The sequence below is a fragment of the Paenibacillus catalpae genome, from assembly GCF_900112695.1.
GTDB lineage: Bacteria > Bacillota > Bacilli > Paenibacillales > Paenibacillaceae > Pristimantibacillus > Pristimantibacillus catalpae.
The window spans coordinates 243,837-264,767 of sequence record NZ_FOMT01000006.1 but is presented as its reverse complement, the minus strand read 5'-3'; the positions used below and the strand labels follow the sequence as shown (position 1 = coordinate 264,767).

Below are 20,931 nucleotides of genomic sequence, written 5' to 3'. Positions count from 1 at the left end.
TTGAACCGTGCGTCTAATTAGCAGATCTCTTCGCCGTCAGCCGTGGAATTCCCGGAATCCGAAGGCGACGTAGAAGGAGAAGAGGAAGATCCGCCGGAAGCAGGTGTGCCCGAAGAGCTCGAAGAGGACAAGCTGCTGGACGGAGCAGTCACGGCCGGTGCTTTAGGCAGCGATTCTTCTTTCTTAACAAACGTTACTTTTTTATCCGAATCATTCGATTTGCTCTCAGCAGGTGCAGATGCTGCCGGTTTGCTTGCTTCAGGTGTAGACTGTGCCGGTTTTGCGGCCGGTGCCGGAGTGGCTGCTGGCGCAGACGCTGCCGGCTTTGTTGTTGCCGCCGGCTCGGATGCTTTTACAGCAGGCTTTGTTGTCGTTTTATTTGCGGCAGGAGCAGGGCTCGAAACATGTTGACCGGCTTCCGCGGAGCTTGCTTTCGCTGCTTTTACTTCCGACTGCTTTTCTGGAGCTGCAGCGGACGGTTGCGTTTGAACCTGAGCTGCTTCTGCAGCCGGCTCTTGAACTTGGGTTTGAACTTCAGCCGATTCGGCTGCTGTTGTTACTTCCGTTGTTACTTCTGTTGTTGCTTGCGGCTCAGCAACTACCGCTGTGTTTGTTGTATCCTCTTGCGGCTTCTGCTCAGCCGTTACCGCAGGCGCCCCGGGCTCAGCTGCAGCGGGCTCAGCGCCGGCAACCTCCTTATTCGCGTAAACAGCAGCATATGTCAGTGATGAGAAGACGACAGCTGCGGCTACGAAAGTAACTGTTAATTTGGAGCTAAACCATTTTTTCATGATGAAACTCATCCTTTCTCCTTCGATTTTTGGCGGCTCATTCTGTAATTAGGCATAAAAAAAGATTCAATGCCCGCATCAGTTGATGCTGGAACATTGAATCTCTGGAGGTCCAGTCGATTAATTTCTTATCCAATTACGATATGAAAATCCGATTTCTAACACCTATCTTAGGATGTCAGGGAATAGATGTCAATAACTATTTTCATATTTCCCATAGTTTTAGTCGGAATTATTTTATCGCCAAAAAAGGATTGACATTTGCTTCAGAGGTTTGTAAATTATTGAAGTATAAATCCTATCAAACAACTTGGATTAAGGGGGTATTTTTAAGATGGATAAAATAGATAACAACCTGCTGCTGGCCATCGAGACGAACTGGTACAGCTTTGTTACCGCAATCTTTGTATTCGCCTTACTTTATTACTTGGCACGCAAACGTGTCGGCTTCGGCACGAGGGTGCTGATCGGCCTGGGACTGGGACTTGTCGTCGGGATCCTGTTCCAGAACCTCGTTAACTTGGAGATCAAGGGGATCACAACCTTCGGCAGCATTTATATCAGCTTGATCCGGATGCTCGTTATTCCGCTCGTCTTCATTCTGGTATTAAATAGTATTGCATCACTCACAAGCCTGGACTACCTTCGCAAAATCGGCTTTAAAACCTTTGCCTGGTTCCTCGGCACAACCGGTATTGCTTCTATTATTGGTCTCTTGACCGCTCTTGTATTTAGCCCTGGTCAAGGCATTCAACAACCGGCTGCAAGTGATGCAGAGCCGCGTGAGATTCCGACTTTCTCAGACGTTATTCTGAGTCTCGTTCCATCCAACCCGGTAAGTGAAGCAGCGGACGGCAAGGTTGTCCCTATCCTTATCTTCGCGATCTTCCTCGCCGTTGCGATCATTAAGGTTGGTTCGAAAAACGAAGAGGCCGTTAAGCCCGTGCGCGACCTCATTCAATCGGCTACTCAAGTTTTGCACCAAGTCGTTAAATTCGTTATTCGCCTTACGCCTTACGGCGTATTTGCCCTGATTGCCGGTGTTGCGGCCAAATATGGCTGGGATACCCTGCAGGAGCTCGGCAGCGTTATCGTAACTTCGTATGTCGCTCTTATCATTCATTTTGTCCTTGTATTTGGCGGCCTTGTGCTCCTTGTAGCAAAAGTGAATCCGATTAAGTTCTTCAAAAAAGCTTATCCGACCATTGCGGTTGCCTTCACAACGCGAAGCAGCTATGCAACCTTGCCTATTAATCTCGAGGTAATTACGAAACGTCTGCATGTCTCGCCGAGAATCGCCAGCTTCGTAGCTCCGCTTGGCGCATCCGTTAACTTTAACGGCTGCGGCGGAGTATGGCCTGCCATTGTTGCTGTCTTTACATCGCAAGCATTTGGCATCGAGCTTGGCTTAACCGACTACATCGTACTCGTACTTGTTAGCATCATTTCTTCGATTGGTGTCGCAGGTGTCCCTGGACCGGCTGTTATCTCGACAACGGTTGTTCTTACCGCACTTGGCCTGCCGCTTGAAGCACTCGCGATTGTCGCGGGCGTAGAAGCTCTGATTGACATGGCGCGTACCGCTGTTAATGCAACCGGCACGACGGTTACCGCTCTTCTTGTGGCAAATTCCGAAGGCGAATTTGACCGCGAAGCATTCAACAAAGATGAGGATGAAGAGCTTGCATTAAACGCTGTTTAATACGTAAACGAAAAAAGGGTCCCTTTCCTGCATTTTGCGGAAAGGGACCCTTTTTCATTTGCGGTATTTAAGCTGCCGGTCAATATACGCCAGCAGCCACTCTTGCTCACCCGGCACCTGCTCACGGAGGCGTGCCGCTGCGACCGGGAGACGCCAAAGGTCGATTGCCGACTTTTCGGCACCTGTCAGCCGGCAATATTCGGACAGATAAGCCTCGTTTAACTGATGGCAAATGACCGGACTGATAGACAACGGAGGCATTGAAACAAACGGCGACAGAAATATCATGGATGTCCTGGCCACATCGCATAACGGATCTCCTGTATGAGCATCCATCCAGTCTATTGCCGTCAGTCTGCCATCTGAATGGAGAACGTTATCCGGATGCAGATCGCCATGACAGACGGATTCACCCTCAGGCAGAAGCTCCAAATCATCCAGTACGGGCTGAACCCGTTCACCGAGGAATGCGGCGGATTGCCGTATGAACATCGCCAGCCGCTCCTTCTGCTTCGGCAGCCGGGACGCCCTGCGGCGATGAATATCCGCATGCAGCCGCGCCAGGACCGTACCGTATGGCTCCGCCTGATCCGGATTCCGCATCATCATGGCCAGCAAGGAGCTGCCGGCAATCCTCTCATAGAGAAGCCCGCTTCTTCCCTCTACCTCAACTTGACCCCAGACCTCGGGCGCAGGCACGCCCGCCTGATGTACCGCTGTGCCGACCTCCGACTCGTATTGAATCCAATCTTTTGGAATGTTCTCATAATAAAGCTTTAGGGCCTGCCCTTCGCCCCATTCATACACTTCAGCGGTCATGCCTTTGCCGATTAACGCCCCTCTTGTCATAACTGTCCTCCGTTTTTCATGATCAGGATGATAGCGTCTGTCCGCGCTTCTCCAGATTTTTCACCGTTTCGCTGGTTGGCACATCCTTCTCATCCTTGAGCGTTCCGAAGATCGCATCGACGAGCGGCGTCGACACGCCAAACCAGTAGTTCTCGTTCTTGAAATGATGCAGCAGATGCATCCGCTTATTCCATTTCCAAAATTTCGTCGTCGGCTGAATCGGCCGGTGTGCGACGTAATGCTTCCACTCATAGACGAGAAGCATCGTAACAAGACCTGCGCCAAAAGCGAGAGCAGCGCCAAGCATGCCCGTTGCCAAATAAAATAGGATGGCGAGTACTCCGAGGTTAGGCAGACTGTACCAGACCGGCAGAAATAGCAGCTTCAAGTCATGCGGATCGGTATGATGATCATAATGCAGACGCTTCAGAAATTTAAGGAACAACTTATTTTGGGGCGCCTTCAGATGGAAGAAGAACCGATGGGTCAAATATTCGCTGAACATAAACCCGATAAGCCCAATAACGAAGAATAACAGGCTGAACAACGTAAGTGTCTCCACGGCAGCCCACGCCCCTAATCCGATCAGAACCACTGTCATAATAAGAATATCAGCATGCAAAAAATAGTCGCGATAAAGCCCTTTTTTGCTCACTTTTAACCCCGTCCTCTTCCCGAATATAATGTAAGCCCTTACTTCTATCTTACCAGTAATTTAACAAAAAATGTTCTTGCTTATATGCTTCTGAAGCGAAATAATAGGGGGTATTATTCAGCATGATCATGTGTAGCAGAAAGGTTGGCTTTATTACATGGAAGTCTCGCAACAATTAAACAGCAAGCCAGTAATGAAAGGAAAAGCCTCCAAGGAGCCTTTCCCGATCTCTGTCCTGTCACTTACCGTCGGTGCCTTTGCAATCGGTATGACCGAATTTGTTATTATGGGCATTCTCCCGAATGTCGCAGGCGATCTGAACGTCAGCATCTCGGCAGCTGGCCAGCTGATTACGATGTATGCCCTCGGCGTAGCCATTGGCGCTCCAATCATGACCATTCTGACAAGCCGTATTCCGCAGAAAAAGCTGCTTTGTATTCTGATGCTTCTCTTCATTCTCGGCAACGGACTATCGGTTATTGCGCCGAATTACGCCGTTCTGATGATCGCCCGGATGATTACCGCCTTGACCCACGGTACATTCTTTGGGGTTGGTGCCGTTATTGCGTCTAATCTGGTACGGGCCGATAAGCAAGCAGGCGCCGTGTCCATTATGATGGCCGGTCTGACCATCGCTAATATAATCGGGGTGCCGATCGGTACGTATATCGGCCAGAACTGGGGCTGGCGCGCTTCCTTTGGCGCAATTGCGATCATGGGCATACTCGCCTTCATCGGTATTGTTGTCTTTATTCCGAAGCTCAAGCTCAGCAAGCAGGTCAGCATCATTCAGCAAATATCCGCAATCGCCAGACCCAAGCTGCTCGTCTATCTGCTGATCGCGGCACTTGGCAACGCCGGCCTGTTCGCGGTATTTACGTACATTACGCCGCTCTTGACGGACATTACCGGCTTTGCCGAGCATAATGTCACCTGGATTCTGATTCTGTTCGGAGTTGGCGTAACGGTCGGTAATATTGTCGGCGGCAAGCTGGCAGACTGGAAGCTGATGCCTTCCATTCTTGGCCTGTATCTGACGATTGCCGTTGTCCTGACGATCTTCACCTTCACCATTCATAACGAAATCACCGCAGTCATTACGATCTTCTTGTGGGGGGCGGCATCCTTCGCTGTCTTCCCGGGGCTTCAAGTCCGCATCATGAGCCTGGCGCAGGCAGCGCCTGCACTTGCCTCGACATCCAGCCATTCGGCGGGCAACCTTGGCAATGCAACCGGCGCTTTTATCGGCGGCTGGGTCATAACCCATCTTTCGCTTGGCGCGCTGCCTTGGGTTGGCGCCATTCTGGTTGGTCTCGCTTTAGTGCTTGGCCTGCTCAGCTACCGTACGGATGTTAAGACCCCGTAAGCGTTCAGCTAACTTTCAGGCTATGTTCCGTCGGTAACAATATCGATAGCCGAATCTAGCAGGCATGACTAATCCCCTGGACAATCATTGGTGAGCCAATGAACGGCCAGGGGATTTTTGAATGAATGACGGCGAGTGCAGCCGTCTAAGCCGGAAGCCTGATCGTAGCCGTCGTCCCAACATTTGGTTCGCTGCTGATGGACAAAGTACCGCCATGAGACTGTAACGTTGCTGACGGCCACCCCGGTAAATGACTCTCTGCGAAGAAGTATAAGCCAAACGGCACAAACCAGTAATAAAGTCATCCCTATATGAAACGAAAAGCTTCTGCCACGAAACAATCATGGCCCTCCTCCCGTTTTTACCTATAATTTGCGATTTTCCTTTATTTCCTATAATACCATCTCGGCTATTAAAATCCTCCTTATTCCTCATTTCAGACAGGACTTCTATAATTCCGCTATTTTTCGACACCATGCACAAAAACAAGCACCTCTCCTTATGGGAGAAGTGCTTGTTTGGTTGTCTCCATATCTGCCAGTCGAACCGTGTTCCGTCCGCTGTTCTTTGCTTCATACAGGGCATTATCCGCTGCCTTCAGCAGCTTGTTAATGCCTCCGCCTTCTTTCTTGCAGCCCGCTCCGGCCATAGCAACGCCAAAGCTGGCCGTTACGGAGAGAGGACGCTCGGAGGCGGCCGCCACCATCGACTGCGCCGCAATCTCGCTGCGAATCCGATGTGCCGCGGCTTCCGCCTCTTCACGGGTTATTCCCGGCATCGCGACAACGAATTCCTCGCCGCCGTAACGGCCGAACACATCCTCGGGACGGAGCAGCTGCCGGCATGCCTCTACGACATGCAGCAAGGCACGGTCCCCGACATCATGACCAAAGGCATCATTAATTTGCTTGAAATGATCGATATCAAACAGCATCAAGGCAAGAGGCTCGTCCTGCATGGCCGATTGATGAAGAAGTGCCTCACTTAATTGAATAAAATGAATCCGGTTAAAGATACCGGTCAAGCCGTCATGATAAGCCATCACGCGAAGCTGCTCCTGAAGCCTTACCCGCTCTGTCACATCAATCATAACGATCAGCTTGCTTGTCTCCGGACCGTTTTTCTTCCGGATAAAAGAAGAACGGATTTGATAATAGTAGGATTGCTCGCCTACCGTCCATTTGATCTCATCATAGATGCGGGGTTCATCCTCATCTGCTTCTGCGTTGAAATCCAGCATAGACAGATCCGTATGCAGCTTCAGCAGCGGCTCAATGGGCTGCCCGAGAGTGAAGGAAGTCAGCTCTGGCAGAACAGCCGCGGCAGCAGGATTAAAGTCCACCAGCCGGTTATTGCGGTCAAGCACCAATACAGCGTCGCTCATGCTCTCAAACAGCGTATCCCTCGCAACTGGCGCCACATTCAGCATTCCCTTCGATACAAGCCCCCACATATACAAGGCAGCGGTAACCGCCATTATAACGGGAATAGGATCCATGCCAGCCGGCGTCATATTCCCCAGATAGAGAAAGTCGCCAATGATCGGCAGCAGTAATCCAATAAGCATCGTAATATGCTGGAGACGGTAAGAGGACCGCATCCGGTTCCAATACAAGAGCAGCAGCGCTACACCGCCAATCATGCAGCCGAATGTGTATCCGCCTTGGATAATATACCAAGGTCCTGCATTTAATTCGACCTTATGAATGGCAGCGGAAGTATGCAGCTCAATCGAACGGTAATAGAAATGATGCAGGTCATTGGTGATGACAAGCACCAGCGTAATAAGCGGCATCAGGTACATCAACAAGCGCATGCGCTTTTTCAAAAAGCGGTCCATCCCGAGGAAATGCATAATCAGCATCAGACTGACCGGCGGCAGAAACGGCATTCCGAAATACTCCACCGCAATCCAGAATTTCACCTCCGCAAGCGTACCGGCCGACAGCTCCAGCGCAGAACCAAATATATAGACGGCTGACAAAAAGCACAACGCAATAAACGTCTTGGCCATTGCCTGCTTGGAACGGTTCGACACGACATAGATGCCCATTATGATATTAATAACACCGGCTGTAACCATCAGGGTCAAGACAGCGGAATAAGGTGTTCCCATACGTGGTACAACACTCCGTTTTGTAAGTTTCGCTCTGCAACTGATCGTAACATAAATAACAACAAATGTGGGACGTTCCTTTAATTTCTATTTCAGCGCAGCCAGCAGCAGAAAAATCGGACGGCGTGTCTCATCGATCATGTCCGGGTATTGGGTCAACGCGTCTTGTGAAGGACCCGGCTCCGCTACTTCCGTAATACGGAATCCGGCGCGAATAAGGGCGTTCATAATGGTCGCAACTGTACGGTGATACTTGACGACATCCGCATCAAGGAACCGGGCTACGCGAGATCCTTCGTCCTGATAGTTGTCAACCGGCCAGTGCAGCCTCTCCCCTGCCGCATCGTAATGCCAATCCTGCGCAGCTCTTGCCGTAAAGACAGGATGCTCCATGGACAAAACAAAGCGGCCCCCCGGGGTCAAGCTGTCGTAGATTTTCCGGCACGCGCCTTCGAAATCCTCCACGTAATGAAGAGCCAAGGAGCTGATCGCGACATCAAACTGTCCCGGCTCAAAGGCAATATCCTCAATAGCTGCTTGGCGGTATACAATCGCAGCATCCTCATTAAACGATTTGGCGCGTTCGATCATTTTCTCCGAGATATCAATTCCGAGCACCGAACGGGCTCCCTGCTCCCGGGCATAACGGCAATGCCATCCGTAGCCGCAGCCAAGATCAAGCACATTCTTATCCTTCAGGCTTGGGAGCATAGTGCGAAGAACATGCCATTCCCCTGCAGCATCCAGACCGCCAATCGAGCGCGCCATCTGGCTGTATTTTTCGAAAAATTCGGGATCATCGTATTTGTTTTGTTTCATGTCTAATAACCTCCTGATCTATATAACGGATATATTCATCATAGCTGATCATTTCTCTACTGCACAAACCTAACTGCTGCGAGCCTAGCGTCGCCGTCTAAAAATGATATAATTTACCTGTTACTGGCTGTAGCTTGTTATAGAGCAGGAGGTAAGGCAATTGTTTCGAGTTATGATTATCGAAGACGACGAGAAGATTCGCAGAATCGTCGCCGACGCTTTGCGCAAATGGCAGTATGAGGTATTGGAGTTAACCTCCTTCGAGAATATACGGGGTGAATTCGAGGCGATGCAGCCTCATCTCGTGCTGCTCGATGTCAATTTGCCCGTGTTTGACGGGTTTTACTGGTGCCAGCAAATCCGCTCGGTCTCGAAAGTACCTATTATCTTTATCTCATCCCGCAATCAGAATATGGATGTCATTATGGCCATTAATATGGGCGGGGACGACTTCGTGCAGAAGCCGTTTGACCTGGGGGTACTGGTTGCGAAGGTCAGCGCGCTGCTCCGCCGCAATTATACGTATCAGGATGACAGCCTGCAGATGTCGCACCGGCAGCTCATCTTCCACCTGTCGAACTCCTCTGTCCAGTACGGAGAGCGCACGGCCGAGCTGTCGCGCAATGAATTTATTATTTTGCAGACGATGATGCGCAGCATCGGGAAAATTGTCTCGCGTGATGACCTGATGCAGGTGCTGTGGAATGACGAGCAGTTCATCGATGACAACACCCTGACCGTTAACGTCAACCGGCTGCGGCGCAAAATCGCGGTGCTTGGTCTGGAAGACTTTATCGCCACCCGCAAAGGAATGGGGTACATTATCGAATGAGCTTTTGGCGATTCCTGAAATACGAACGGCCTTATTTTCTACTGTACGGCGTTGCCTTCCTGCTCACCGCTGCCATATTCGCCACCGATCCGCAGTCTTCCTGGCATTGGCCGACCTTCTTCTATGCATTGGTGCTTGTTCTGCTCTGGCTGGCCGCCTTCGCCGCCTATCGTTATACGCGGAACCTGCAGGCAGTCCGCCAGATGCGGAGCGAGAACGCGGAGCCTCTGTCGCTTGAAGCGGAGGCATATCGGGATACGCTGGAAGAATCGGGCATCGCCCACATCCGTTCGTTAAACGAAGTGCATGCGCGGCAGAAGGAATATTATGATTTCATCATCTCCTGGTTCCATGAGATCAAGACGCCTATCTCCGTTCTCCGCTTAATGCAGCAGACGGAGGTAGATCCGCAAAGCCTGAACGAGGAACTGTCGCGTATCGAGCATTTTGTCGACCAGGCCCTGTATTATGCGAAGCTCGACAGCTTCAATCAGGATTACGAGATCGTGAACTGCGATCTGGAGCCGCTTGTAAAGGATGTTATCAAAGCCCATTCCAAGGTATTCATCTCAAAAAGAATCCGCGTTCAACTGGAGCTTCCGTACACGGTCGTCCAAAGCGATTCCAAATGGCTGCTGTTCATCATTAATCAGATCATCACAAACAGCCTGCAGTATACCGGCGAATATGGAGTCATTACCGTTCAGGCTGCTGCTGTTTCCGAGGAGAAGGTGCTGATCCTCCGCGATAACGGCATTGGCATCGATGCGAAGGATCTGCCCCGCATTTTCAACCGGGGATTCACCGGGATGAACGGGCGGACGCATGCGAAATCAACCGGGATGGGCTTATACCTGGCCCAGGAGCTGTCGAAGAAGCTGGGGCATTACATCACTTGCGAGTCCGCGCCGGGGGAAGGCACGACGTTTACGATCCATTTTCCCAAGCATCATGATCCTTATCTGGACACGCTGCAGCGGAGGGAATAGACGGGGCTGGCCGAGCATTCAAAGTGAAATCCTAAAACAGAACAAGGCCCGTCCTGAAGGACGGGCCTTGTTCTGTTTTAGAATTGGCTTAAGGATTCTTGTTGATAATCCGGTAGTACAGATTCGCCGAAGAAGCGTAGAACACCAGATAAATAAGGAAGAATACCCCCATAATGCTCCATACGATACCCGGAAGCTCCGGGAAATCCTTAACCGATTCAAGAATGTAATACTTGATGATCGTCCAGCTGTACAGCAGCCCCAGCACGATGGGCGGCAGAAAGACGAACAGCAGCTGCTTGCGGATGACGCTTCGGAACTGGCGGTTCTCGGCGCCTATCTTGCGCAGGATTGCATATTGCTGCCTCTCCTCGGTCGCCTCGCGAAGCTGTTTGAAGTAGATTACGCTCGCCAGCGCAAAGGTAGCGATTAGAGCAAGGAAGCCGGCAGCAAACAGCAGCAGCGAAGAGCTCTCGATCTGCTTGGAGTACACATCAGCGAAGGAAGAATAGTACGTCCCTTTCGTCTTCGAGACAATCCCACTCACCTGCTTCGACAGCTCTTCCGCATTCTTGGCGTCCGTCAGCCCGTAAATCTCGAAGCTCTTCTTCTCCGCCAGTCCGCTTAATTCGGCATAAGCTTCATCGGAGATGACAAACATCGGAGGTTTCTTACCCATCGCGAGGACCGGATCGGTAGCCCAGCCCAGGTAAGCATAGTCTTTTTTCTCCGCGATCTTAAAGGTCTTCTCTTCCCCCGCTGCCTTTACCGCAAAGTCCGGTGACTCACCGGCTGCAAAGTGTTTCGGAAAGTCCGAGCCTTGGGAAAGAGTAACAGCCTCCATCCCTTGCAGCTCTACCTGCTGCATGTCGCCCCGCAATTGAATTAATTCGTTGTAGCTTTTCTCCGAAACCAGCCAAAGCCCCGGGATATAATATTCCGGATTATCGAAAGCTATACCCCGGTCGGTAACCGGCTCCACCACCAAGGCCTCCGGCTTCAGATGATAGCGGATGTCGTGCTTCGAGCTCTTGATAACCCCATCAATCTGCTGATTGGTTGCCGGATCAAGCGATTCATAAGCGATAGCATTTGGCACATTCCTGCCCACCGCTTCGAACTGCACCTTATAGTTAATCGTTACAAAACAGAGCAGCATCATAATAACGGCGCTGAATAAGGAAATGAACGTCAGATTCAGTGTATTGCCCCGAATTTGAAACCGAAGCGAGGACGTCCACAGCACCGTATTGCCTTCGTGGTACTTTTTCCCGCGGCTGATCAGCTGCAGAAGCCACCCCGCGAACTGGCGGAAGAACAGATATGTCCCGCCAACGATTCCAATCGCCGTGGCGATCAGGCTGTACGTCCCGTAATCCTGCCATACGGCCGACTGTTGACCGCTGCAGATGAGAGAGAATGCAACGCCAATCAGGAGAACAGCCAGAATCGCCATAGCAGTCGATATGCGGACAGGCTTCTCCGCCTTTTGCTTGGCATGGAACAGCTCCGTCAGCTGTACCCGGTTGACCAGAATGTAGCTTTGCACGCTTACGATCAACGCAATAAGAAGGATGACCGCAGCTGCCGTAGCTATCGATCCAATCGGGAACGACAGTGAAATCACCTGGTCATACTGCATCAGATTCATGAGCAGCATGCCGAACAGCTTGGACAGCAGCCCGCCGAGCAGAATACCGACAACAAGCGAGATCAATCCCATGATAAGCGTCTCGTAAAAGACCATCCGTACAATCTGCCGCTCGTTTAGGCCATACAGAAGATACATGCCGAACTCTTTTTTCCGCTGACGCATGAAGAACGAATTCGCATAGAGAATGAAGAAAATAATAAATAGAAAGATAACGACGGAAGCGATCGCAATCCCTGTCTGGAACAGCTCGCGGTTCTGCAGCGCATCGACAATGTCCTGGTTGTACATCAGCGACGAGAACGTATATTGAATAATAACGCCAATAATCATGGACAGCAGATAGATCGAATACAGACGGAAGTTGCGTTTTACATTCCGGATCGTAAGGTCAAACAGGCTCATCGCAGCTTGCCCCCTATAAGGCTTTGCGTCTCCAGAATGCGCTCATAGAAATCCTTCTGGCTCTGCTCGCCCGCGTAAATCTCACTTACGATTGCACCATCCCTTAAGAAAACAACCCGCTTGCAATAGCTCGCCGCATAGCTGTCATGCGTAACCATCATAATCGTCGTATTAAATGTCGTGTTTAGCGATACCAGCTGCTCGAGCAGCTGAGTTGCCGAACGGGAATCAAGCGCGCCCGTTGGTTCATCGGCAAAGACGATTGCAGGTTCCGTAATGATCGCCCGTGCCGACGCTACCCGCTGCTTTTGCCCGCCGGAAATTTCATTCGGGTACTTGGCCAGCAAGCCTTCAATATGAAGAGCTTTAATAATTGGCGCGAGCCGTGCCTCCATCTCCGCCGCCTTGAACTGGCGCAGCGAAAGCGGCAGCAGAATGTTCTCCTTCACGGTCAGCGTATCGAGCAGATTATAATCCTGGAAGATGAACCCCATTCGCTCCTGCCTGAATTGTCTGAGCGACTTCTTCTTCATATCGAGCAGCGATTTACCCTCGATCCATACTTCGCCGCCGCTCAGCTGATCAATCGTGGATAATACATTCATCAGCGTTGATTTCCCCGAGCCCGAAGGACCCATAATCGCCGTAAGCTCACCTGGCTGAATCGCAAGATCGATGTTTTTCAGAACGGGATTTGACCCGTAGCTCTTTGATAAGTTTTTCGTTTGGATAACCGTTTCCATGGTATGCCCTCCTCTTTATACTCTTAATATAGACCTATCGAGAGCGGGCATCCATCGAAGTAAGATGCTCTGAAGTGACGTTTTTGTCACGATGGGGAGACAACGTCCATCCATTGGCGAGCAATCAGCTCATGACCGGCGGCCGTCGGATGGATGCCGTCCCAGAGCCAGTGCTCCGCGGGAGCCTTCCCACGGGCATCATCAAGCAGCTGTTGGAGCGGTACGAATGTACAAGCATAACATTCGGCCAGTTCCCTGACTGTATGCCGGTACTGCTCCAGCTTCGCTTCCCATAACGGCCATTTCTCCACTAGAGCTCCAACCGGCAGAAGGAATGGCTCCAGCAGCACGATCCGCGTCTCCGGCAAAATCTCCCGTGTCTCTTCTAATAAATGCGTATACGACCGCTTATAACGGTCGGATGCACCGCGGGCATCTCCATGAATGAGATGGAAGGCATCGTTCACGCCAACCAGGATACTCAATACATCCGGCCGTACACTGATAACGTCCTCGTTCCAGCGGGCATACAGATCGGAGGCTCTGTCTCCGCTGATCCCGCGGTTCACTACATGCGGAGCCCCGGCGCCAAGCTCAAGGCCCAGCCGTCCGGCAATCTGAAAAACATAACCGTGACCCAGAATATGATTCGGGTCGTCGGTACGGCCGCGGTTACCGTCGGTAATGGAATCTCCGATAAATAAAATCGTTCTTTTCTCCGTTGTCCCTGTCATTTCGCTCTCTCCTATCCGCAAGCACGCAACGGGCCGCCGGCAGATTCCGGCGGCCCGTCAGGCACTTGCTCTATTAATCGCTTATTGAATGCCTTTTTTCTTCAGGTCATCCAGATGACGCTGATACATCACTTTTTCTACTTTTTGCGCGCCAACCTGATCCATTTGTTTCAGGAAGCTGTTGTAAGCGGAGTCGAACTCTTCGTCTGTCTTGGACAAGACCAGCTTCGGAATCGTTTTGTTCCACAGATCCTTGATCTTCGAGTTAATTGTACCTTCCGGTGTAGACCCGTCCGGTTCAAGGTTTTCCATGCCAAGCGCATAGTTGTCGAAGTTGTATTTCTCGAGCAGCTTGCTTGCTTCGTATTGTTCCGGCTGGCTTTCTTTCAGATCACGTGCCGAAGCATCATCCCACAGCTTGCCCGCTCTGAAGAGAAGCGTCGAGTCATTAAAGCCGTATTGGGCATTAAAGGCTGCGTTATCCTTGATCGACAGATCCAGAATGTCCTGCTTGTATTTCGGAAGACCGTCTACCATATCGTAAGTTTCGCCTTCTTTGCCGTAACGCATATCCAGCTGGCCTTCTTCAGACCAAGCATATTCCGCCCAGCGGATAATGCGCTCAGGATCCTTCGCTTTTTTCGTAATGAAGAAGCCCTGCCAGCCCATCAGACGGGAAGCCGGATAACGCGGCTCCTGGCCGTTCGCTTTTAATCCGTCCAGAACGGTATATTTCTGATCCGCGCCAACGGTGCTTTCAATCTTCGGATTGTACATCGTATACATGTTGTTGATGTATTGGGAAGCCACCGCGTATTGCGCGCCGTACAGCTTCTCTTCATACTGCTCTTGCTTGTAGATCAGCAGCTGCGGATCAAGCAGACCGTTGCGGCTGAGCTGGCTCATATAACGGAAGGCATCAATAAATCCTTTGTTGCGCATCGGGTACTCCACGATTTGCTGGTCATCCTTGACGCGCTCTTCAAGCAGATGAGGAGAGAAGGAATAAATCAGGTAGTCCATGGAGTTGCTGCCGCCAAAGCCGTTCTTGGCTACATCGAAGAACTCGACGCCAACCGGGCTTACTGTCGGGAACTTCTCTTTGGCAAGCTTAAGGGCATTCATCAGATCATCCGTTGTTTCCATCTTAGGGCTTCCGATTGCCTTGTAAATATCCGAACGGATGAACCAAGGACGCACCGCAACGATTGGAACGCCGCTCGTCAGACGGTCGCTTGTCTCATACAGGTTCGGCAGATACCAAAGCTTGCCGTCGATGGAGTGATATTTCACCATATCCGGATCCAGCTGCGATTTGAGCTCAGGGGCGTATTTCTCGATCAGCTCGTCGATCGAATACACCATGTCGTTCTGAATCAGCTTGCTGACAGCCGGGTTGTTCCAATCGAGCATGATGGTGTCAGGCAGATCGCCGGATGCAATCATCGTATTCAGATAGTCATCATCGCTGCCGGTCGCAAGCTTTCGGTCTACGGTTACGCCGGTTTTCTCCGTTGCCAGCTTCATCGCATATTGATCTTTCCACAAGTAGTTGGAAGCCCAGTTCCCGTAGAAATACTGCGTGAACGTAAACGGCGACGTATCCTGCTTCCACGATGGTCCTCCTGCATTCTGCTCTTCGCCGCTGTTTGCCGCATTCGTAGCTGCATTATTGGAAGCCGCCGCATTGCTTGCCGCATTCTCCGCATTATTGTTCGAACCGCAACCTGCGAGCACCGTCATTACAAGCGCTGCCGCAGCTATTGCCTGGATGCCTTTCCCCTTCATCTTAAATGACCTCCTCTAGTTTATAGACTGCCCTCTTCAACTCTCTATACTTTAAACGGCCGAAGCCCTTAAAGCCAAAGCCATAATTACCCTTTTACCGAACCGATCATGACGCCCTGCACAAAATATTTCTGAACGAACGGATACGTAAACACGATCGGAAGTGTCGTAATAACCATTGTCGCGAGCTTTAGAGAAGCGGCGGATACGGCTCCGAATCCAAGCTGGCTGGCCAGCTGGCTGACATTGCTGTTCGAGCTGATAATTTGCATCAGAATCTGCTGCAGCGTCGGAAGCTTATCCCCGCCGAAGAGCATGGCATCATACCAAGCGTTCCAGTGAAATACCGCGTTATACAGCGCGATGGTCGCCAGAACCGGCTTTGATACCGGCAGCACCAGCTGGAAAAAGATCCTCAGGTCGTTAGCGCCGTCGATCTTCGCCGACTCTTCAATCTCCTTCGGCAGAGCACGGAAGAAGGTCAGCATGATGATGGCGTTAAACACATTGAACAGATTCGGAATGATATAGACGAGGAAATCTTCCTTCAGGTGAAGATACTTCGCGACCACCAGATAGTAAGGGATAATGCCGCCGCTGAAGTACATCGTAACGATCGCCATCATAAGGAAGAAGCGGCGTCCGATCAATTCCGATTTCGAAATGCCGTAAGCGAATGCCCCGGTGAACAGGACGGCGGTTGCCGTTCCGAGAATCGTGCGGGCGAACGTAACGACGAAGGCATGGAGCATGTTCTCGTCCCGGAAGACGATCCGGTAGTTATCGACCGAGAAAACGCGCGGCCACAGCGTGATTCCGCCGCGGGCGGCATCCGTAGGATCATTAAAGGATGTAATGAAGATATTGTAGAACGGGTATAGCGTGATGATGCAAAGACCAAGCATTAGTATGACGTTTAACAGGTCAAAGCTTCTTCCGCCCCAGCTTCGTGATGCTTTTATCATGCGTTGTCTCCTCCTAGAACAAGCTTTCTTTCGTAAGCCTGCGCGACGAATAGTTGGCGGCATACATAAGCATGAATGCCACGAGCGACTGGAATAGTCCGATTGCCGTACCATATGAGAATCTTCCGGATACAAGGCCCATTTTATAGGAGTAGACAGCTAGTACGTTGGCCGCATCCTGCGTCATCGAGTTCTGCATCAGGAACATCTGGTCAAAGTTCGAGTTCACTAGCCCGCCGATCGATAGAATGAGCAAAATAATAATCGTTGGCTTCAGGGAAGGAAGCGTAATATGCCACACCCTCTTGAAGCGGTTCGCTCCGTCTACCACGGCAGCCTCATACAGCTGCGGATCAATACCGGCGATTGCCGCCAGATAGATAATGGAGTTCCAACCGATGTTCTTCCAAATCTCCGTAATAACAACAAGGGACAGGAACGAATGGGCATCCCCCATCAGCATGACATCGCTTCCAACAATGCCAAGCTTAACAAGGAGTTTGCTGATGACGCCGGTATCCGGATCGAGCAGCGTATACATGAAGCCAACGACCAATACCCAGGATACGAAATAAGGCAGATACGTGAGCGACTGTACAATCCGCTTGAACCGTTTGAACACCAGCTCGTTAAGCAGCAGGGAGAGCACGATCGGCGCCGGAAAACCAAACACCAGCTTCGCAATGCTGATCTTGAACGTATTCGTCAGCGATTCCCGGAACGTCGGATCATTGAACAGCTCCTTGAAGTTGTCGAAGCCAAGCCAAGGACTGTGTATAAATCCTTTGAACGGCGTGTATTCCTGAAATGCGATGATGACGCCATACATCGGAATATAGTTGAAAATAATCATCCACAGGACGGCTGGCAGAGTGAGTATGAGCAGATACCGCTGCAGCCAGATCCTTTTCGATAAATTTCGTTTCAGGTTCATAGTCGACTTCCTTTCGTTATGCTTCGTTCCGCGACCTAACTCCATTATAGAAACAGCCCCTCCAGCCGGATATGCAAAAAACGAACGCGGGTATCAAAATTCAACGAATTTTGAAAGCGCTATCTTTCTAAAGCCGCTTTACTCCCCCTTCAGTCACAAAAATGCCCCAGCTGCCGGTCCGGCACTGGGGCATTGCTATTTAGCGTTGTGTCATCTCCTGATAATCGCCTGGCGTCATCCCGTACGCCTGCTTGAATAACGTCCCGAAATACGACGTATTCGGAATTCCGACCTGCTCCGCAATGACGGATACGCGCTGCTTGGTTGTCCGGAGCAGCTCTTCCGCCCGGGCAAGCCGGTATTCCTGGATATAGACCAGCGGAGTCTTGCCCATCTTTTTCTTGAACAGCATGCCCAGATGATTCGGCGATACAAATACTTCGGCCGCCAAATAAGGGAGATTCATGTCCGTTAGTCCATACCGCTCCTCTACCAGCTGCAGAACCCGGTTCACGATATAGTCATCCTTATTGTCCCGCTTCTCGTTTAATTGAGCAGACATCCGCCCAATGACAGCAAGCATATGCTGCTTCATCTGTATTTGGCTGTCGCAGGCAAGCAGCCCTTCCAGTTCCTGAGCGCTTCCTGCTAAAGCACCCGCTCCACCGGGCGAAGCAAGTGTTCGCAAGCTGTCGATCAAGCCCGCAAGAAGACTCCCTATATATGCCCGTCCGGCGCCGGGATAAGCATCCGCAAGCTCGAACAGCCGATTCAGCTCAGCTGACGCTTCCTCGCTCCGGCCGCTGCCAAGCGAGCTGCGAATCTGCTTGCTAATCTCTTTTTGCTGCCGGGTGAACTCATCGATATACAACGCAAACCGCTGCTTCGCTGCTTCTTCCTCCTCCGCCTCGCATACGCCATGCTGCCCCGCCCACACCGCATATTTCAGACTTTGACTAGCCTGCCGGTAAGAGGACTCCGCCTGAACCAACAGCTTGGCAGCTGTCCCTTGGCCAATCCTCCAACCGCTCTCTTCCGTCATAGCGGTGAGCTGCTTCAGCAATTGCTCAGCCAGCTCCCGCTGCTTGTCCTTCTCTTCCATTCGCAGAATGAGAGCATACTCGCAGCCATGCGGCTCGCCTGCCGCGCATGCAATAACCGGCCTGCCGAGCGCATCTTCGGCCCAATCCTCAAGCATATCTATCCCTGGCAGGTACCCTTCTCCTTCCGGTGCCCTTACAGTCCAGACGGCATAGCCGTCAGGAATAAAGTCGGCAGCGGAACCGGCAAGAGCTTGCCGAAGCTCTTGTTCGCCTCCCGTTCTTCCGGCGATCAACTCGCCAAATGCTTGTTGGAGCGCGACACGACGTCCTGCCTCATCCCCTTGCTGCCGCCGTTCTTCTTCCAGCCTGGTACGCCTTGTATCTTCACAGTGCTGAACGACCTTTTGCATCGTGCGCTTAATCTCTTCTTCCTCCACCGGCTTCAGAAGATAATCTACCGCACTGAATCTCAGGGCATCGCGCACGAATTGAAAATCATCATAGCCGGTCAGGACAACAATATGCGTATCGGGAAGTCTCTCCCGGATTTGCTTGGCCATCTCAATCCCGTTCATGCCGGGCATCTGAATATCGGTAATGATAATATCCGGTTCCCGTTCAATCGCTTTCTCAAGCCCTTCGATACCGTCACAGGCCGTATCGATGGTGCCTATTCCGAGTGCCGGCCAGTCCAGAAACTCGACCAGCCCCTCCCGCTCCCAACGTTCGTCCTCCACGATCAGCATCTTAAACATGATCCGTTCTCCTCCTTGCCGCAAAAGAAATCGTAATGACCGTGCCGATCCCCGGCCTGCTGAACAGCTCCAGCTTATGGCTTGCTCCGTAATAAGCCTGCAGACGCTTCGTAATATTAGCGATGGCATAACCGCTGCCGTGCGAATTCACCGGTTTTCCTTCCACCACATCCCGCATCCGGTCTACTTCCATCCCGACGCCGTCGTCGATAATCCGGAGTACGATCTGTTCGTCCTCAAGGTAAGCCTTTATAATAATCGTGCCGTGGAACCGTTTTGGTTCGATGCCATGCACAAGCGCATTCTCGATTAGCGGCTGCAAAATATTTTTGACCGTCACATAGTCTCTAACTTGCTCATCCACCTCAAAGACAGCGTCGAATCGGTCCTCGAAACGGAACTTCTGAATCGCCAAATACGCCTTCACCATATCCAGTTCATTCGCGATCAGCGTCTCCGAGCTGCCCTTATTGAGCACCAGCCGGTAAAACTTCGCAAGCGAATCGGAGATCCGGGCGACCTCCGGCGCCTTTGCTTTACGGGATACCCATGAGATCGTAGCCAGCGTGTTATACAGAAAATGCGGGTTGATCTGAGACTCCAGCGCCTTAAGCTCCGCTTCCTTCTCAAGCAGCTCGGACTTGTACACCTTCTCGACCAGATCATGAATCCGACCCGTCATATGATTAAAGCTAAGCGCCATCTGCGAGAATTCATCATTCCATACGACCGGCACGGAGACGTCCAGCGAACCTTCCCGCACCTGCTTCATTGCTTTCAGCAGCGGCTTCATCCGGGACAGCAGCTTCACCGTTACATAGTAGACGAGCAGGCTGAGCAAGAGAAGCGCTGCGGTCAGGATCACCAGCATCGTGCGGATCGAATGGCTGACCTTCTCCACTACATGACTGACCGGGAACACGCCTACCACGCGCAGGTCCGGACCGGCTACCGGAATAGAAATAACAATGGATTTTGTCCCTTGAACCACAGCGATTTTATTCATCCGGCCGTTATCCAGAATGCCGGCAAGACCTACGCTGTCTATGCTTTGTCCAATGGTATCGGCGATGTTATCGGAGACGATCCGGTTCCCGCCATCCACGATGAAAACGCTTCCTAAATGGCCTGAAATGGAATCCTTCAAAGCCTTGAACAGCTCGTTCTGCGTAATTTCGATCTCAACCAGACCGGAGATGCCATAATCACGGATCGAGAAAATTTTCCGGTTATAAGAAAGTACATCGGCTTTGGCCGTAATGCCCGGTTTCATGAGCAGCAGCTTTTCCTTATGCAGACTATGCCATTCGGATTGCTTGCCTGCATTCTCCAGAATCGATTGATACATGGAATCGCCGGTAATCCGGTTCATGGCATAGAAGCCGTCATACCCTCCGTAAAGCTCCGGGATTGTGGGATTGCTCATATACACGTGAATCGAATGGATATTCGTATTCTGTCTCATAATGTTATCGATAATCGGCATAATGTTGTCGCGGTAATCCTGCAGCTGGAAGCTCTCGTTAATAAAGTCACTGTCCAGGAACGTCTGAATCCGGGAGTCAAAAGCAATAATCTGCGACAGATTCTCCGTCAGCTTCACTTTCTCTTCCACGCTTGCTTTTGTCTGCAGCAGATTCTGCTCCATCACCGTCTGCGCCTGGGCAATCGCCGATTGGAAAGCCTGCCGGTACAACATGAAGCCCGTTACGGAAAGGGATACCAGCAAGATCGACACGTAGATGGCAACAAACTTCGAAGTAACGCTCCAATTCTGAAAAAACCGCATAAAGT

General features: G+C 51.2%; 17 protein-coding genes. 4 read left to right on the top strand and 13 right to left on the bottom strand.

Annotation, left to right across the window (positions count from 1 at the left end; all coding sequences use genetic code 11):
* Nucleotides 1-17 precede the first annotated feature (17 nt).
* Nucleotides 18-791 carry a hypothetical protein gene (locus BM200_RS30140; RefSeq protein ID WP_175533024.1) on the bottom strand — a complete coding sequence of 258 codons (774 nt, stop codon included), beginning with the start codon at nucleotides 789-791 and terminating at the stop codon, nucleotides 18-20.
* Between the two features lie 334 nt (nucleotides 792-1,125).
* On the opposite strand from BM200_RS30140, the gene BM200_RS25780 reads away from it, so the two are divergent.
* Nucleotides 1,126-2,493 carry a dicarboxylate/amino acid:cation symporter gene (locus BM200_RS25780; RefSeq protein WP_175533023.1) on the top strand — a complete coding sequence of 456 codons (1,368 nt, stop codon included), beginning with the start codon at nucleotides 1,126-1,128 and terminating at the stop codon, nucleotides 2,491-2,493.
* Nucleotides 2,494-2,547: 54 nt separating this feature from the next.
* Here BM200_RS25780 and BM200_RS25775 read toward each other — a convergent pair whose 3' ends face one another.
* On the bottom strand, nucleotides 2,548-3,342 hold the full coding sequence (locus BM200_RS25775) for a phosphotransferase family protein (protein WP_091189630.1): 795 nt from the start codon (nucleotides 3,340-3,342) through the stop codon (nucleotides 2,548-2,550).
* A 22-nt stretch (nucleotides 3,343-3,364) separates the two neighbouring features.
* The gene (locus BM200_RS25770; protein ID WP_091190102.1) at nucleotides 3,365-3,943 is read right to left on the bottom strand and encodes a sterol desaturase family protein; all 579 of its coding nucleotides are present in this window, start codon (nucleotides 3,941-3,943) and stop codon (nucleotides 3,365-3,367) included.
* Nucleotides 3,944-4,154: 211 nt separating this feature from the next.
* On the opposite strand from BM200_RS25770, the gene BM200_RS25765 reads away from it, so the two are divergent.
* Nucleotides 4,155-5,363, top strand: a complete 1,209-nt coding sequence (locus BM200_RS25765; RefSeq protein WP_091189628.1) for an MFS transporter — start codon at nucleotides 4,155-4,157, stop codon at nucleotides 5,361-5,363.
* A 499-nt stretch (nucleotides 5,364-5,862) separates the two neighbouring features.
* Here the strand turns inward: BM200_RS25765 and BM200_RS25760 are convergent, their stop codons facing one another.
* Together BM200_RS25760 and BM200_RS25755 are read right to left on the bottom strand one after the other, a co-directional pair.
* Nucleotides 5,863-7,479 (bottom strand): histidine kinase N-terminal 7TM domain-containing diguanylate cyclase, encoded by a 1,617-nt coding sequence (locus BM200_RS25760; protein ID WP_091189627.1) that lies wholly within the window; start codon nucleotides 7,477-7,479, stop codon nucleotides 5,863-5,865.
* 87 nt (nucleotides 7,480-7,566) lie between these two features.
* A complete protein-coding gene (locus BM200_RS25755; RefSeq protein ID WP_091189625.1) occupies nucleotides 7,567-8,298 on the bottom strand; it encodes a class I SAM-dependent methyltransferase in 732 nt (243 codons plus the stop codon).
* 160 nt (nucleotides 8,299-8,458) lie between these two features.
* On the opposite strand from BM200_RS25755, the gene BM200_RS25750 reads away from it, so the two are divergent.
* Nucleotides 8,459-9,130: a response regulator transcription factor gene (locus tag BM200_RS25750; protein WP_091189623.1), complete on the top strand. Its 672-nt coding sequence runs from the start codon at nucleotides 8,459-8,461 to the stop codon at nucleotides 9,128-9,130.
* Nucleotides 9,127-10,119 (top strand): sensor histidine kinase, encoded by a 993-nt coding sequence (locus BM200_RS25745; protein ID WP_091189621.1) that lies wholly within the window; start codon nucleotides 9,127-9,129, stop codon nucleotides 10,117-10,119. Before BM200_RS25750 ends, BM200_RS25745 begins: the two co-directional genes overlap by 4 nt.
* An 88-nt stretch (nucleotides 10,120-10,207) precedes the next feature.
* Here the strand turns inward: BM200_RS25745 and BM200_RS25740 are convergent, their stop codons facing one another.
* The 8 genes from BM200_RS25740 to BM200_RS25705 all read right to left on the bottom strand — a co-directional run bounded on the left by BM200_RS25740 (nucleotide 10,208) and on the right by BM200_RS25705 (nucleotide 20,926).
* The gene (locus BM200_RS25740; protein WP_091189620.1) at nucleotides 10,208-12,175 is read right to left on the bottom strand and encodes an ABC transporter permease; all 1,968 of its coding nucleotides are present in this window, start codon (nucleotides 12,173-12,175) and stop codon (nucleotides 10,208-10,210) included.
* The gene (locus BM200_RS25735) at nucleotides 12,172-12,918 is read right to left on the bottom strand and encodes an ABC transporter ATP-binding protein (RefSeq protein ID WP_091189619.1); all 747 of its coding nucleotides are present in this window, start codon (nucleotides 12,916-12,918) and stop codon (nucleotides 12,172-12,174) included. Before BM200_RS25735 ends, BM200_RS25740 begins: the two co-directional genes overlap by 4 nt.
* An 86-nt stretch (nucleotides 12,919-13,004) precedes the next feature.
* On the bottom strand, nucleotides 13,005-13,652 hold the full coding sequence (locus BM200_RS25730; RefSeq protein ID WP_091189617.1) for an SGNH/GDSL hydrolase family protein: 648 nt from the start codon (nucleotides 13,650-13,652) through the stop codon (nucleotides 13,005-13,007).
* An 81-nt stretch (nucleotides 13,653-13,733) separates the two neighbouring features.
* Nucleotides 13,734-15,440 carry a type 2 periplasmic-binding domain-containing protein gene (locus BM200_RS25725; RefSeq protein WP_091189616.1) on the bottom strand — a complete coding sequence of 569 codons (1,707 nt, stop codon included), beginning with the start codon at nucleotides 15,438-15,440 and terminating at the stop codon, nucleotides 13,734-13,736.
* 86 nt (nucleotides 15,441-15,526) lie between these two features.
* Complete coding sequence (locus BM200_RS25720) at nucleotides 15,527-16,405, bottom strand: carbohydrate ABC transporter permease (protein WP_091189614.1); 879 nt, start codon at nucleotides 16,403-16,405, stop codon at nucleotides 15,527-15,529.
* 13 nt (nucleotides 16,406-16,418) lie between these two features.
* Nucleotides 16,419-17,384 carry an ABC transporter permease gene (locus BM200_RS25715; protein ID WP_091189613.1) on the bottom strand — a complete coding sequence of 322 codons (966 nt, stop codon included), beginning with the start codon at nucleotides 17,382-17,384 and terminating at the stop codon, nucleotides 16,419-16,421.
* A 154-nt stretch (nucleotides 17,385-17,538) separates the two neighbouring features.
* Complete coding sequence (locus BM200_RS25710) at nucleotides 17,539-19,137, bottom strand: response regulator (protein ID WP_175533022.1); 1,599 nt, start codon at nucleotides 19,135-19,137, stop codon at nucleotides 17,539-17,541.
* Nucleotides 19,130-20,926, bottom strand: coding sequence for a cache domain-containing sensor histidine kinase (locus BM200_RS25705; RefSeq protein ID WP_091189610.1), 1,797 nt, complete (start codon nucleotides 20,924-20,926; stop codon nucleotides 19,130-19,132). The genes BM200_RS25710 and BM200_RS25705 overlap by 8 nt, the downstream gene beginning before the upstream one ends.
* Between the last annotated feature and the right edge of the window lie 5 nt (nucleotides 20,927-20,931).